Origin of the sequence: uncultured Dysosmobacter sp. (genome assembly GCF_947631165.1) — a bacterium.
In the GTDB taxonomy this organism is placed as follows: Bacteria; Bacillota; Clostridia; order Oscillospirales; family Oscillospiraceae; genus Oscillibacter.
In genome coordinates, this window is record NZ_CANRKH010000048.1 from 1 (window position 1) to 13,906 (window position 13,906).

The 13,906-nt window shown below is 61.3% G+C and carries 16 protein-coding genes; 7 read left to right on the plus strand and 9 right to left on the minus strand.

The annotated features are described in order from the left end of the window. The 3 genes from nrdD to Q0Z69_RS14755 all read right to left on the minus strand — a co-directional run. Positions 1–1,313, minus strand: a 1,313-nt coding sequence (gene nrdD, locus Q0Z69_RS14745) for an anaerobic ribonucleoside-triphosphate reductase (protein ID WP_298035161.1), incomplete at its 3' end; no start/stop codon positions are given. 199 nt (positions 1,314–1,512) lie between these two features. Then, on the minus strand, positions 1,513–2,340 hold the full coding sequence (locus Q0Z69_RS14750; RefSeq protein WP_298035162.1) for a Cof-type HAD-IIB family hydrolase: 828 nt from the start codon (positions 2,338–2,340) through the stop codon (positions 1,513–1,515). After that, positions 2,337–3,269 carry a 3'-5' exonuclease gene (locus Q0Z69_RS14755; protein ID WP_298035163.1) on the minus strand — a complete coding sequence of 311 codons (933 nt, stop codon included), beginning with the start codon at positions 3,267–3,269 and terminating at the stop codon, positions 2,337–2,339. The genes Q0Z69_RS14750 and Q0Z69_RS14755 overlap by 4 nt, the downstream gene beginning before the upstream one ends. Before the next feature lie 457 nt (positions 3,270–3,726). Between Q0Z69_RS14755 and Q0Z69_RS14760 the strand changes: the two genes are divergently transcribed. Next, entirely contained in the window at positions 3,727–5,028 is a 1,302-nt protein-coding gene (locus Q0Z69_RS14760) for a M18 family aminopeptidase (RefSeq protein WP_298035164.1), read from the plus strand. A gap of 288 nt (positions 5,029–5,316) precedes the next feature. Continuing rightward, a complete protein-coding gene (locus Q0Z69_RS14765; protein ID WP_298035165.1) occupies positions 5,317–5,787 on the plus strand; it encodes an LURP-one-related/scramblase family protein in 471 nt (156 codons plus the stop codon). Between the two features lie 96 nt (positions 5,788–5,883). Here the strand turns inward: Q0Z69_RS14765 and Q0Z69_RS14770 are convergent, their stop codons facing one another. The 3 genes from Q0Z69_RS14770 to dinB all read right to left on the minus strand — a co-directional run bounded on the left by Q0Z69_RS14770 (position 5,884) and on the right by dinB (position 9,188). Beyond that, complete coding sequence (locus Q0Z69_RS14770) at positions 5,884–7,173, minus strand: CapA family protein (protein WP_298035166.1); 1,290 nt, start codon at positions 7,171–7,173, stop codon at positions 5,884–5,886. Between the two features lie 216 nt (positions 7,174–7,389). Next, a complete protein-coding gene (locus Q0Z69_RS14775) occupies positions 7,390–7,977 on the minus strand; it encodes a 5-formyltetrahydrofolate cyclo-ligase (RefSeq protein ID WP_298035167.1) in 588 nt (195 codons plus the stop codon). Beyond that, positions 7,974–9,188 carry a DNA polymerase IV gene (gene dinB, locus Q0Z69_RS14780; protein WP_298035168.1) on the minus strand — a complete coding sequence of 405 codons (1,215 nt, stop codon included), beginning with the start codon at positions 9,186–9,188 and terminating at the stop codon, positions 7,974–7,976. Before dinB ends, Q0Z69_RS14775 begins: the two co-directional genes overlap by 4 nt. 225 nt (positions 9,189–9,413) lie before the next feature. Here dinB and Q0Z69_RS14785 point away from each other — a divergent pair, with 225 nt between their 5' ends. Beyond that, on the plus strand, positions 9,414–9,770 hold the full coding sequence (locus Q0Z69_RS14785; RefSeq protein WP_298035169.1) for a hypothetical protein: 357 nt from the start codon (positions 9,414–9,416) through the stop codon (positions 9,768–9,770). A gap of 171 nt (positions 9,771–9,941) precedes the next feature. Here Q0Z69_RS14785 and Q0Z69_RS14790 read toward each other — a convergent pair whose 3' ends face one another. Continuing rightward, positions 9,942–10,640 (minus strand): ECF transporter S component, encoded by a 699-nt coding sequence (locus Q0Z69_RS14790; protein WP_298035170.1) that lies wholly within the window; start codon positions 10,638–10,640, stop codon positions 9,942–9,944. 599 nt (positions 10,641–11,239) lie between these two features. Between Q0Z69_RS14790 and Q0Z69_RS14795 the strand changes: the two genes are divergently transcribed. After that, positions 11,240–11,755 (plus strand): SLOG family protein, encoded by a 516-nt coding sequence (locus Q0Z69_RS14795; protein ID WP_298035171.1) that lies wholly within the window; start codon positions 11,240–11,242, stop codon positions 11,753–11,755. A 15-nt stretch (positions 11,756–11,770) separates the two neighbouring features. Here the strand turns inward: Q0Z69_RS14795 and Q0Z69_RS14800 are convergent, their stop codons facing one another. Then, positions 11,771–12,067 carry a hypothetical protein gene (locus tag Q0Z69_RS14800; RefSeq protein ID WP_298035172.1) on the minus strand — a complete coding sequence of 99 codons (297 nt, stop codon included), beginning with the start codon at positions 12,065–12,067 and terminating at the stop codon, positions 11,771–11,773. A gap of 40 nt (positions 12,068–12,107) precedes the next feature. On the opposite strand from Q0Z69_RS14800, the gene Q0Z69_RS14805 reads away from it, so the two are divergent. From Q0Z69_RS14805 to Q0Z69_RS14815, 3 genes are read left to right on the plus strand one after another with little or no spacing between them, the layout of a single operon-like run. Further along, the gene (locus tag Q0Z69_RS14805) at positions 12,108–12,494 is read left to right on the plus strand and encodes a helix-turn-helix domain-containing protein (RefSeq protein ID WP_298035173.1); all 387 of its coding nucleotides are present in this window, start codon (positions 12,108–12,110) and stop codon (positions 12,492–12,494) included. 16 nt (positions 12,495–12,510) lie between these two features. After that, the gene (locus tag Q0Z69_RS14810; RefSeq protein ID WP_298035174.1) at positions 12,511–12,645 is read left to right on the plus strand and encodes a hypothetical protein; all 135 of its coding nucleotides are present in this window, start codon (positions 12,511–12,513) and stop codon (positions 12,643–12,645) included. Next, the gene (locus Q0Z69_RS14815; RefSeq protein WP_298035175.1) at positions 12,642–13,193 is read left to right on the plus strand and encodes a hypothetical protein; all 552 of its coding nucleotides are present in this window, start codon (positions 12,642–12,644) and stop codon (positions 13,191–13,193) included. The genes Q0Z69_RS14810 and Q0Z69_RS14815 overlap by 4 nt, the downstream gene beginning before the upstream one ends. A 216-nt stretch (positions 13,194–13,409) precedes the next feature. Here Q0Z69_RS14815 and Q0Z69_RS14820 read toward each other — a convergent pair. Continuing rightward, a partial coding sequence (locus Q0Z69_RS14820; protein WP_298035176.1) for an iron-containing alcohol dehydrogenase occupies positions 13,410–13,906 on the minus strand: 497 nt, incomplete at its 5' end.

Here is a 13,906-nt window from a genome sequence, read left to right on the forward strand (position 1 = left end):
GTGACCACGCCCTGGTTGAAGCGGCCATAGTACTTGTGCTTGCCCGGCTCGTAGTTGCCGGCGTTGGCGATGTTGCCGATGCCCGCGTCGGTGAAGCGGTCCGGCGTCAGGAAGGAGCGGCAGCCCATGCAGGTGTACACGTCGCCCTTCAGCTCCAGCATCTTCTTCTCGCTGATATAGTCCGGCACCATCCGCTTGGCGGTGCACTTGGCGGCCAGCTCCGTCAGATACCAGTAGGGCGCGTCCTCGGTGATGTTGTCCTCCTCCAGCACGTAGATCAGCTTGGGGAAGGCGGGAGTGATCCACACGCCGTCCTCATTCTTCACGCCCTGGTAGCGCTGCTCCAGCACTTCCTCGATGATGAGGGCCAGATCGTGCTTTTCCTGGGGGGTCTTGGCCTCATTCAGGTACATGTATACGGTGACGAAGGGGGCCTGTCCGTTGGTGGTCAGCAGGGTGACCACCTGATACTGGATCATCTGCACGCCGCGGTTGATCTCATCCCGCAGACGGGCCTCCGTCAGCTCAGCCACCTTCTCCTCACCGGGGTCGGCGCCGATGGAGGCCATCTCCTGCTCCACGATCCTGCGGATCTTCTTGCGGCTGACGTCCACAAAGGGAGCCAGATGGGTCAGGGAGATGGACTGGCCGCCGTATTGGTTGCTGGCCACCTGGGCGATGATCTGGGTCGCGATGTTGCAGGCGGTGGAGAAGCTGTGGGGCCGCTCGATGAGGGTCCCGGTGATGACGGTGCCGTTTTGCAGCATGTCCTCCAGGTTCACCAGATCGCAGTTGTGCATGTGCTGGGCGTAATAGTCGGAATCGTGGAAGTGGATGATGCCCTCCCGGTGGGCCTCCACGATGTCCGGCGGCAGCAGCAGCCGCTCGCTGAGGTCACGGGAGACCTCGCCGGCCATATAGTCCCGCTGGGTCGAGTTGACCACGGGATTCTTGTTGGAGTTCTCCTGCTTGGCCTCCTCGTTGCAGCACTCGATAAGGCTGAGGATCTTATCGTCGGTGGTGTTGCTGCGGCGGACCAGGGAGCGGGTATAGCGGTAAGTGATGTAGTTCTTGGCCACTTCATAGGCGCCGTGGGCCATGATCTGATACTCCACCAGATCCTGGATCTCCTCTACAGAGGGGGAGCGATTCATTTTCTGGCAGCTCAGCTCCACGAATTCCGCAATGCGCTGGATCTGCATGGGCGTCATGCGGGCGCCCTCCGTCACGCTGTCGTTGGCCTTGGCCACGGCGGCGATGATCTTGGTGATGTCGAACACGACTTCAGTGCCGTTTCGTTTGATAACTTTCATATCGTCCCTCCCATAGGTCCTGCGCGGCATAGCCGCTATATATCGAAGTGAATTTTATTGTAATACACAAGATATTGAAAAGCAAGTGGCTTTTACCACAATTCGGGAGGAGAGGGTGAAAAAGTTTTTCTGTTTTTTTGGGCGGTATGACGAAAATATAGGGGCAGCTGGCAGATGCCACATATTGTAGTAAATTTTTTTAGAGACACAAAATGTTGTGGATGCCCTGGGCTACGCCGTCCTGGTCATAGGAGGCGGTGACACAGTCCGCGGCGGCCAGACAGGCGGGAGACGCGTTGGCCACAGCTACGCCCAGCCCCACATAGCGGAGCATGTCCGCGTCGTTGTCGCCGTCGCCGAAGGCGGCGGTTTGGGCGGGGGACAATCCCAGCAGCTCCGTGACGAAGCGGACGCCGGCCCGCTTGCCGGCGGAGGCGTGGGAGATCTCGATGAGCTGGGGGACGGAGGAGGTGACGTAGATCCCCGGGATCTCCGTCTCCAGAGCCGCCCAGAGGCGGGCTTTGCGGGCCTCGTCGCCCACCACCAGGTCCAAGCTGTCCAGCTCCGCGGCGTGGGCGGTGATGAAGGCGCGCATGTCCTCCACGGGGCGGCGGGTACGCTGGATGTAGCCGATGGCCTGGGGCGAGGCGCCGTGGGCCGCCGGGTCCCGGACGTAGGCGGCTCCGGCGAAAGCCTCTCCGTCCACAAAGGCCTCGTAGGCCAGAGGTTCACTCTCTGTCAGCCGCAGGATGGCGTGGACGGAGGCAGGCTCCAGCAGAAAGCCACGCAGGCGGCGGCCGGTGGGCAGGTGGTAGACGGCGGCGCCGTTGGAGGTGATGGCGTATTCGATACCGGGGATGGAGGCGACATCCTGGGGCAGGGAGCCGAAGGGCCGTCCGCTGGCGATGATGATGTGGACGTCCTGGGCGATGGCCTCCTCCAGGGCCTGCCGGTTGCCGTGGGACAGGCGGCCGTCCACTCCCAGCGTGGTGCGGTCCAGGTCCAGGGCGATGCAGCGGATACTCATACGGCGCCTCCCGGCCTGCGGCGGCGGTCCCTGCGGCGGCGGGGCCGCTTGCGGGCCTTGCAGGAGATGGGACCGGCCCGCAGCGCCCGGTCGTAATCTTTCAGCAGGGCGGGGGTCACCTCCGGCACATCCACCAGGGCCTGCCACTGGGCCTCACCGGCATAGTGGAGGGTCAGACGGGTCAGAAAAACGCCGTGGCGGCGGCAGCGGAGGTCGGTGTAGTAGCACTCCCGGCCGGGATACCAGTATCGGACCCAAACCGGCTCGCCGCAGAGGGGGCAGGGCTGGCGGCGGCAGCCTTGGCTCTGCAGGGCCTCCGGCGGGGCACTGTAAGGGCCTGTCCGGCGGACGGAGGGGGGAAAGGCGGGGCGGAAGAGGAAGCGGCGGGCCTCCCGGCCCAGATCCAGCAGGGAGAAGAGGTCCGGCCGGATGTAGGCGGAGACCAGAGCGGTGTACATAGCGTCGTTGAGGGCGTTGTGGAAGGTAAAGGTCTCCGGGATGCCGCAGTATTCCACCGCGTGGGCCAAGGCGATGTTGTTGATGACCCCCACCTGCATGGAAAAGGCCGCCTGCAGGTCCAGGTGACGGGTCACCTTCGGCCCCGGCAGCCGCCAGAAGGAGCAGTTCTGCCGCAGCACCGTCAGGTCGTCACCGCCCCAGTCGGCAAACACCGTGTCGTCTCCGCACCATTTCACAAAGTCGTAGAGAGCAGCGGGAAAGTCCTGCGGGGCGTTGAGCATGGCCTTCAGCTCCGGCAGCGCCTTGGCGGTGCGGTTCATTTTTTTATGGACGCGGGGGCGGACAAAGGCGCAGAAGGTGTCGGTGATCCGACCGCCGGGGGCGTCCAGCCGCACGGCGCCGAATTGCAGGATCTCCTCCAGGCGGGTCTTGTCGTATCCGCTGTTCCACTCCAGGTCCATTACGATCATAGCGTCAGTCTCTTTCTTATGTAATATGTGTATTGTATCATGCCTGCGGAAGAGTTGCAATATATGGGAGGGCGGTTCCGGCGGACCGGGGAAAGGGTCTTGCCGCCAGCGGGCGGGTGTGGTATGCTGAAGCTGATAAGGGATAGTGGGAATATGGAACATCATGACAGGGGCGTGTGCCCAGGGCTGCGCGTATCCCGGCACTTTGGAAAAGCGGATCGTTGGAGTAATAGGATTTCCTGATAAAAAGATCAAAAGATCCTTTTATTGCGGCGCTGCGCGCCTTTAGCGCCAGGAAAAGCATTGACAGCATCCCTGGCGAGCATTGGCAGCATCCCTGGCGAGCATTGGCAGCATCCCTGGCGGCTGCGCCGCCGGAGCCGCGGAAGCGGGCTTAACAAGATGAGTTGAGCGTTTTATGGGGGATTTTTATAAATTCCTGTCAGGAGGAGCGATTATGGAACAGACACGGCAATTGCTGGATTTTTTGGACGGCAGCCCCAGCTGCTATCACGCGGCGGAGAATGTGCGCCGGGCGCTGCTGGCGGCGGGCTTTGAGCAGCTCTGGGAGAGCAGCTCCTGGCATCTGACGCCGGGGCGGGACTATTTCACGGTGCGGGGGGATTCCAGCGTCATCGCCTTCCGGGCGCCGCAAGGGGCCTTTTCCGGCTTTATGATCGCCGCCGGACACAGCGATTCCCCCACCTTCAAGGTGCGGGAGACGGCGGAGGTCCCCGGCCCCGGCGGACTTCTGCGGCTCAGCGTGGAGCCTTACGGCGGCATGGCGATGCGGTCCTGGCTGGACCGGCCCCTGTCCGTGGCAGGGCGGGCCATGGTCCGGGAGGGCGGGCGCATCGTGTCCCGCCTGGTGAACGTGGACCGGGATCTGCTGGTGATCCCCGGCGTGGCCATCCACATGGACCGGGAGATGAACAAGGGGACGGCGCTGAAGGCCAACGTGGACATGCTGCCCCTGCTGGCCCAGGGCGGGGAGCCGGGGGGCTTCCGGCGGCTCATCGCGGAGAGCGCGGGGGCAGCGGAGGCGAACCTGCTGTCCACAGAGCTGTTTCTGTACCCCAGGACAAGGGGGACGGTGACGGGATTGAACGGGGAGTTCATTGCCGCGCCCCGGCTGGACGACCTGCAGTGCGTGTTCGGCTGCTTGCAGGGCTTTCTGGCGGCAGAGGCGGGCGGCGGCATGCCGGTGCTGGCGGTGTTCAACAACGAGGAGGTGGGCAGCGGGACCCGGCAGGGGGCGGACTCCACCTTCCTGACGGACGTGCTGGAGCGGGCCGCCGGAGGGCTGGGGGCGACGGGCGAGGCTTACCGGCGGCTGCTGGCGGGAAGCTTCCTGGTGTCGGCGGACAACGCTCATGCCATCCACCCCGCTCACCCGGAGTACGCTGACAACAATGAGTTCCCGGTGCTGAACGGAGGCGTGGTGGTGAAGTACAACGCCGCCCAGCGCTACACCACCGACGCGGTCTCCGATGCGGTGTTCCGGGCTGTCTGCGCCCGGGCGGGGGTCCCAGTACAGCGGTACAGCAACCGTGCGGACCTGCCCGGCGGATCGACTCTGGGGAACATCAGCACCGCCCACCTGTCCATCCCCAGCGTGGACATCGGCCTGCCCCAGCTGGCCATGCACAGTGCCTGCGAGGTGGCGGGCGTCCGGGACACGGACTATCTGATCCGGGCCATGACCGCATACTTCGGCTGCGGCCTGCGGGTCGGGCCGGAGGGCGTCGAACTGCTGTGAGACTTTGGCAAAGCCGGCGGGAGACCGCCGGCTTTTGTCATCAAATTGTTACGCACGCCGATATCATTTTATGATATGATACGAAAGAGCAGAAAGAATGATAGACAGAAAATGCTCGGAAGGGACCGCCGGACAGAGAGGAGACAGGATGGAGGGCTTTTGTGGAAAGAACTGCGGGATCTGGCGGGAGCGCCTTTGTCGTGACGGCTATTTTGAAGCGGATCTACCTGTACCGGACGGCCAGGCTGTTCCGGGCCCATATTCCGTCTGAAAAGGAGGCTTTGCCGAATGAGGCTTTTGTTCAAACAGCGGTTTTTCAGCTGGTTCGACAGCTACGATATCTACGACGAGGCGGGGAACACCGTGTTCACCGTGGAGGGGAAGCTCTCCTGGGGCCACTGCCTCCACATCCTGAACGCCTGCGGCGACCACATCGGCACGGTGAAGGAGCGGGTCCTGACCTTCCTGCCCAAGTTCGAGCTGTACGAGGGCAACAGCTATGTGGGCTGCATCCAGAAGGAATTCACCTTTTTCACGCCCCGGTTCGACATCGACTGCAACGGCTGGCAGGTCCAGGGCAGCTTCATGGAGTGGGACTACACCGTGACGGAGCCATGCGGGGCGCGGGTGGCGACGATCTCCAAGGAGCTGTTCAACTGGACGGATACGTATGTGATCGACGTGGCGGAGCCGAGGGACGCCCTGCGGGTCCTGATGCTGGCGCTGGCTATCGACGCGGAGAAGTGTTCCCGGAACTGATGCGGCGGCCGGCCAGCAGGCGCGCTGCATTAAAAACGGTCCGGCGCGGAGCCGCATGCTGAATTTGCATCTAAAACAGCCCCTGGCGCTTTTGCGTCAGGGGCTATCGCTTTGCAGCTGGGCAAAGAGGAGCGGAGCCTCCTCAGAAGCGTCGGGGACCTCTTCTGCCGTCTGGACGGTCTGCGGGGCTTCCTGGGCGGTTTCCTCTGTCTCCTGAGCGGCTTTCTCTGCCGCCAGGGCGGCGGCCTGCTCGGCGGTGAGGGAGTTCCAGGGGGAGGCCAGCTTCCGCAGGCAGCGGGCGCAGCCCGCGTCGTCCTCCGGGTAGGGCGTGGGGCGGTAATCGTTGGTGTTGGATACGCTGCTGACGGAGCAGGGCACGTATCGCAGCTCCCAGGTGGGGCCGTTCTCTCCAGGGGAGACCACCAGTTGGGCGATGACCGTGTCCTTGTCCCCCGGATTGCGGTTGCCGCCAAAACAGAAATTGCCCAAGCTGTACAGGATCACACCGTTCTGATAGGTCTCCGCCGGCTGGAGCACGTGGGGGTGGGTCCCCACCACCAGGTCCGCGCCGCCGTCGATGGCCGCGTGGGCCAGGGAGGTCTGCCGCCTGGTGGGGACGTAGATCTTCTCCGCCCCAGCGTGCATACAGGTGATGACGATATCGGCCCCTGCCTCCCGCAGCTGTGCCGCGCCCTGCTTCATCTGGGCGGCGGAGCCGTTGAAGGGCAGCACGTAGACGCCGATCCGCAGCGACGTGCCGCCGTCCCGGGACAGATCGAAGCACTGGCTCTGACCGCCGGTGACGCCGGTGACGGCGGCCTCCGCCAGAGCGTCCAGTGTGTCCGAGATCCCGGCGGCGCCGAAGTCGTTGGTGTGGTTATTGGCCATGGACACGCAGTCCACGCCTCCCAGCGCCAGGGAGTAGGCGTATTGGGGCCGCCCGCAGAAGGCGTACTGTGAGGCGGATTCCAGCCGCCGGGAGGAAAAGCTGCATTCCAGATTGGCCAGAGTCAGATCGTCCGCCGTCAGAATGTCTGCCACATTGGAGAAGGGATAGGCCAGGTCGTCGCCCACCAGGTTCTCAAAGTGGTTCGTGTAATGGCTGGAGGACAGGGTGCAGTCTCCCAGCAGGGAGATGACAAAGGGGGCCGCCTGTTCCGCCGCCGGATCTGCCGTGATGGGCGGCTGACCGGCGGGAGCCTGCACGGGAACGGCGGGCTGGGAGACGGCGGTTGGGTCTGCTTCCGGCGGCGGGGACGCTCTGCCGCCGGAGGCCAGGAGATGGAGGCCCAGCAGCAGAGCTGCAGCGGGCACCGCCATCAATAAAACGGCCAAGATTGCCAGCAGCGGGTCGCGCCGCCGCCGGATCTCGCGTTTTCCGTGCATCTGTGGACCTCCTTTCCATCAGGTCCCCGTTTGGGGGATGTGATCTCATCCTGTTTCCTGATAAAAAGCTTTAGAAAAGTTTTTTATTGCGGCGCAACGCGCCGCCGCGCCTGCGTCGCGCAGGAAAAGCATGTACGACGTCACAGGCGGCTTTTCCGCCGGGGCTGCATATGCGGCCCCAATAAAACAAGAAAATTGTTTGATGAGGGATCCGTATCAGCCCAGCCGGGCAGGGGTCCCGTCCTCGTACAGCGCCGTCTCCGTCAGGACCCAAGGGACGGGGTAGTCGTGGGGCTCCACCGGGATCTCTTCCCGGATCAGCCGTTCACGGCACAGCAGAACCGTGCCGCCCCGGTAATGGGTCAGAAAGCGGTCGTAGTATCCGCCGCCTTGGCCCAGCCTGCGGCCGAAGCGGTCGCAGGTGAGGCAGGGGAGAATGGCGAAGTCGATGGCGTCTGTGGGGATGGCAGGGCTGTCCGGCGGCGGCTCCAGGATGCCATAGGCGCCGGGGGAGAGCTGGTCCAGACTCGTGATCTGACGGGCCTCCATCACGCCGGGGCCGGAGCACCGGGGGACGCAGAGGCGTTTTCCGGCGGCCAGGGCGTTTTCCAGAATGGGCCGGGTGTCGATCTCCCGCTGTGTGCCCACGAAGCAGAATACCGTTCCGGCGGTCTGGTATTCCGGCATGGCGGTGAGGCGGCGGACGATGGCGCTGCCGCTGGCGGTCCTGTAGGCGGCGGGCAGCGCCCGTTCCAGAGCCCGGACCGTCCGGCGCAGGCGCTGCTTTTCCTCGATTTTCGTCATGGCAGGGGATCCTCCTCTTTTTTGGGCTGGGCGGCGCCGAACACGATGGACCCGGCGCCGTATTTGCCCCGGATGCGGTCCATGGCCGCTTCCAGCTTTTCCTGCTTCTCCTTTTTCGGCGCGGCGGGGGCGGTGAACAGGTCCACCTGCTCGTAGGTCTCCCCCGCCTGGGAGAGGTGGATAGCCGTCACTGTCAGCGCCCGGATGGGGGCTGGGGGCTTCCAGAGCTGCTCCGTCAGCTCTGTGGCGGCGCTGGTCAGGTCCCGGATCAGATGGGTCGGAGCGGGGAGCTGGCGTTGACGGGAACGGTCATGGAACTGGGGGTCCCGGACCGTCACCTGAACGCCGCCGGCATACATCCCCAGATGCCGCAGCCGGGTCGCCACGGAGTCCGCCAGCACGGCGATGCCCGCCTGGACCTCCTGCCGGGTCGTGAGATTTTGAGGGAAGGTGGTGCCGTTGCCCACGGACCGCACCGGCTCCGCGTCATATCGGGAGCGGACCGGGTCCCGGTCCAGGCCGTTGGCATATTCATAGAGCTGGCTGCCCATTTTGCCCATCAGAAGCTCCAGCGTGTCCGGCTTGCAGGCGGCCAGCTGGCCGATGGTGGTCACGCCGTACTGCTTCAGCAGCTTCCGGGCCGCGCCGCCCACGTACAGCAGGTCTCCCACCGGCAGGGGCCACACGATGTTCTGCCAGTTTTCCCTGGAAATGACAGTGGTGGCGTCGGGTTTTTTGTAGTCGCTGCCCAGCTTGGCAAAGACCTTGTTGAAGCTGACGCCCACCGACAGGGTGAGGCCCAGCTCCTCTTTCATCCGCTGCCGCAGAGCGTCCGCCAGAGCGCGGGCGTCTCCGCCGAAGAGGTGGAGGGTGTGGGTCACGTCCAGCCAGCTTTCGTCGATGCCGAAAGGCTCCACCAGGTCGGTGTATTCGTCGTAAATGGCATTGACCTTTTTGGAATACGCCCGGTACAGGTCGTGATGAGGCGGCAGCAGCACCAGGTCCGGGCATTTTTTCTTGGCCTGCCAGATGGTCTCCGCCGTTTGGACGCCAAAGCGCTTGGCCGGCTCGTTCTTGGCCAGGATGATGCCGTGGCGGGAGGAGGGGTCGCCGCAGACCGCCATGGGAAAGTCCCGCAGGTCCGGATGGCTCAGCAGTTCCACGGAGGCGTAAAAGCAGTTCAGGTCGCAGTGGAGGATGACCCGGTCCATGACGCACCACCTTTGCAAGGAGAAATTAGAAATGGGGAATTTACAATTTTATTATAGCACATCTGTTCGGACTTGGGAAGATGGTTTTCTTTGCCGCCCTTTTGCCTTTTGTGTTGATGGATCTACGCACCGGCAATTTCCCAAATGACAGATTGAAACTGTGAAGTGGCTATGATATAATCGCAACCGCAAATTCGGATCTGTGAATAGAATGGGGTGGTATTAATGTACTTTCATTCGCCGGAAGAATTGAAAAGAATCATTCCGGTATGTGACGGCGTCTGGAATAAGGATTATTTATATGAGTATCTGGTTTGGAGCTGCAATATTGAATTTGAGGAGTATATCAACCGCTTTTTCAGCGACTACCTGAATGATGAAAATTTAGCTGATATGCTGTTTTCGTTCTTATTGGATGATGATTACAATGGTTCTGACAGCCAAATGGGGGCCGCCTGGCTCATCTCAAAGCTGGATAGACGGGTGCTTCAAGCTAAAAAAGAGCTGCTGATCAGGGTGCAGGAGAATGAGGCGGACTGGAAGCGGCCCTTTCCTGATGTGAAGGATTTGGATGGGTTATGATAACATTCTGTTTAGCCGCTTCCATGAAAGCAAAGGATTTATAGGCGTTTGTCGATACGAAAGGTAAAAGGGATTTCCTTGCTGATCGGATGTCAACGAGGCGGCGGGCCGAAATCGGCCCGCCGCCTCGTCAAGGGTAGATATGGATGTTTGCTGGAAGGCGAGGGCCTGTCAAATGATCCCCATCAGCACCAGGGCCAGGGTCACGAAGGTGGCCAGCAGGGCCAGAGAGAAGAGCAGGAAGCCGGCGTTCAGCCTGCTGCTGGACGGCTGCGGCATCCGGGATTCGGGGACCAGCCGGGCCTTCCGCAGGGCGGTGACCACCGGCTTGTAGAGCACCAGGATCAGCGCCATGTTCAGCCCGCCCTTCACCAGATTGAATGGCAGGAACACGGTGGGCAGCATGCCCACTACCACCTCCCGGGGAACGCCCTGGTAGATGGGAGTGATGAGGTAGTTCCACAGCAGCATGACGATGACCTGCATGACCACGCCCAGGGTCAAGCCCAGGACGGCGCCCTTCTTGGTGTGCATTTTTTTGTAGACGAAGGCGGCGGAGCAGCAGAAGGAGGCGGTGGCCAGGATATTCATGATGCAGCCGATGGGGCCGGTGTCGCTGACGGTGAGCATTTCGATGACTGGCAGCACGATGGAGATAGCGGCGGCGGCCATTGGCCCGAAGATGAAGCCGCCGATGGAGATGACGGTGGCCTGCATATCCAGCTGCAGGAAGCCGGAGACCTGGGGCAGCAGCTTGCTCAGATACATCACCACATAGGCGACGGCGGTGAGCATGCCCAGGGAGACCACGGTCTTGACATGGACCTTGGAACGGGCGGCAGGGATAGCGTTGACATTGGATCCGGACATAAAAATACACTCCTTTGTTTTGTTTGAAAACACCCTGGACGCTTTGACTTCTCCAAGGTGAACAAACAACAAAGGAGCGCGCAAACAGCGCGCGGCTCTGCCGCACTCATCTTCTTCCATCCAGACTGCGGCTTTTGATTTCCCAAATCCCATCCTTTTCTGCGGTCAAATTTTCTACATTCCTGCGTTGCCGTCAATCGAAATCCACACAGGATCTCAATCCTCCGCCTTGGCCTGTAAAAAATCTGTCTCGCCGAAAAAGGTACTCTTTTGAAAAACAAAAGCCTCACTGTTGGTCCCGGAGTTTCACCGGGTCAGCGGATACCAAGTGGCATCCGGTCGCGGACTTTACCGCCAGTGGGGAATCGCACCCCGCCCTGAAGACAAAGTATTCAGTTGCTTTCTGGCCTTAGTATACGACAGACAGGAGGAAAATGCAACCCCTGATTTGAAAAAACATGTCACTGCGATAGATTTGACAGAGCGAAGGCGAGGAAAAACCACTTTACAAATAAGAACGGATGTTCTATACTGAGCATAGAGCGATTTCAAGTTCCGTTCCACAGGCGGAGAGGGAAAACCAGAAAGGGGGTATCCGCATGAGGGCCAGACAGAGCGCCTGCTGCTTCACCGGCCACCGGCCCAACAAGCTGCCCTGGGGATATGACGAAACGGACCCCCGGTGCCTGGAGCTGAAGCGGCGGATCACAGACGCGGCGGAGGCCGCCTACGACCAGGGATTCCGCCATTTTCTCTGCGGCATGGCCCAGGGCTGTGACCTGTATTTCTGCGAGTGTGTGCTGGCCCTGCGGGAGAAGCACCCGGACGTGACGGTGGAGGCCGCCATCCCCTGCCCGACCCAGGCGGACGCATGGCCTGCCAGTCAGAGGGAGCGATACCGGCGTTTGGTGGCGGCCTGTGACTTTGAGACCTTGGTGTCTGCCCAGTACACGCCTTTTTGTATGCAGCGGCGGGACCGCTACATGGTAGATCACGCGTCGCTGCTGATCGCCGCCTTTGACGGCTCCGCCGGGGGGACCCGGTACACCGTGGAGTACGCCATGCGGCGGGGGGTCTCGATGGTGGATCTGGCGATCCCGGCAGATCTGCCATAAAAAGCAGAAGCCGTTTCAAAACTGACAAAAGCGGCCCTGGATGGCAGCTTCTTCTCCGGCTGTGGTGAAAAAAAGGACCGCAATCTGAAGTTGCGGAAGTTCTATAGCCGGTTGCTGGACAGCAACCGGCTTTTTTGTTATGATATAGTCAACGCACTTGAAAATCAGCAAGAGCAGATTTTCAACCAGCGGCCATACCCGCTGGCCGGGCAAAGCCCGTGCGCGTTGATTATGAAGAAGACACTTAGGCCGCTTCGCGGCTACCATCGGCGCATGCGCCGATGGTTTGAAAAGAAGTTTACTTCTTTTCAAGTGTGTCGCCTATAAAGTTATCAAACCAAAGGAGAAGATCATGACATTTGGAGAGAAGCTGCAAAGCCTGCGGCAGAAAGCAGGCATGAGCCAGGACGCTCTGGCGGAGAAGCTGAACGTCAGCCGTCAGGCCGTCAGCCGGTGGGAGCGGGACGAGACCATGCCGGAGACGGAGAAGGTGGTGGCCTTGGCCGACTTATTCGGCGTGACTACCGACTATTTATTAAGGGCGGAGCAGGCACGGCAGGAGAAACAGCAGGCGGAGCGGTCTGTGCCGCCCCAGCGGGATTGGATGGACAAGCTGGGCTATCTGGCAAAGACCAAGGGCTATCTTTTGGGCTGGGTCCTGATCGCCTGGGGCGTGCTGGACCTGGCGGGTATTCTGCTGATGGGCCTGGGCGTGCTGAGTTTTGGCTTCATACGGTGATGAAAGGAGCGGGAAGATGAGTATGATCGGACCGGGGGTCACGTTTTTACTGATCCCGGCGCTGTACGCCGCGGCGAAGATCGCGGTGGGCGTTCTGGTGCTGAAATATGGGAAGCGGTACGCGGATAAGGTCAAGGAGGAAGAGAAATGAAAAAGCTGTTTTGGGGCTTGTTCTTTGTGTTTTTGAATTTCAACTTGAGTGTGAACCAGCATACGCTGAATCTGCTGCCGCCCTTTGTGGGCTATTATCTGCTGTACCAGGGGACGAAGGAGCTGGACGGGGAGAGCCAGCTGTTCCGGAACGTCCGGCCCTTCGCGGTGGGCATGGGCGTCTATACGGCCATTTTGTGGCTGGGCGATCTGCTGGGCGTCAGCGGCGGCAGCGGTGTGATCGGCGGGCTGCTGGGATTGCTGGCGGTTTTGGTGGGCCTGTATATCTGTTGGGCGCTGATCCAGGCGGTCCGGGACATGGAGGAACGGCGGGGCGCGGACCTGAACAGCGCCGCCATGAGACGGGCTTGGATCGTGCTGGCGGTGAGCCAGGCGGCGTGCTGGCTGTGCGTCTGGCTGCTGTCCGGATTGGCGATCCTGGGCCTGATCGCGGGATTGATCGGCATCATCCTGCTGCTGATGGCCTTTTGGAAAGGGCAGAAGCTGTATGAAGCATATCTGCCCCAAGTATCCGGACCCGAGCTGTGATACGAATCACGCATCAAACAATTTCATTGTTTGACTGGAGCCGCTTATGTGGTCCAGGCGGCGAAGCCGCCTGTGATGAAAGTCCATACTTTTCCTGCGCGATGTAGGCGCGGCGACGCGATGCGCCGCAATAAAAAACTTTTTTAAGTTTTTATCAGTATGACAGATATGAAAAAACGCGCCGGCAGCCGCCGGCGCGTTTTTTGATGCTTGGGATCAGAAGCACTTTCTGTAGATGGCTTCCTCGGACTCCAGATCGAAAGGATAATAGGCGTTGGTCATCAGACGCTGCTGGTTGGCCTCCACGGACTGGGGGAAGGCCTTGAAGTCGGCCTCGGTGAAGCCGCAGTCCCGCAGGGGGCGCAGGGGCAGGATGCGCTGCAGCAGGGCGTTCAGCTCGGGGATGGCGTTTTTGGCCTCGCAGCCCAGAATGCTGGCAACCAGCTCCTTGAAGCGCATGATCTCGCCGTCGGGATTCTTCTCGTCATAATAGTCCAGGATAGCACCGAAGAGCATGTAGTTGCTCTCGCCGTGGGGCACGTGATAGGTGCCGCCCAGGGGGAAGCTCATGCCGTGGACAGGGCCGCAGCCCGCCTTCAGGAAGGCGATGCCGGCGTAGAAGCTGGCGGTGACGAACTGGTCCATATACTCGAACCGGGCGTCCTGGCCCTTTTCGTCCAGCAGCTTGAAGCCCTTCAGGATCATGTCCATGG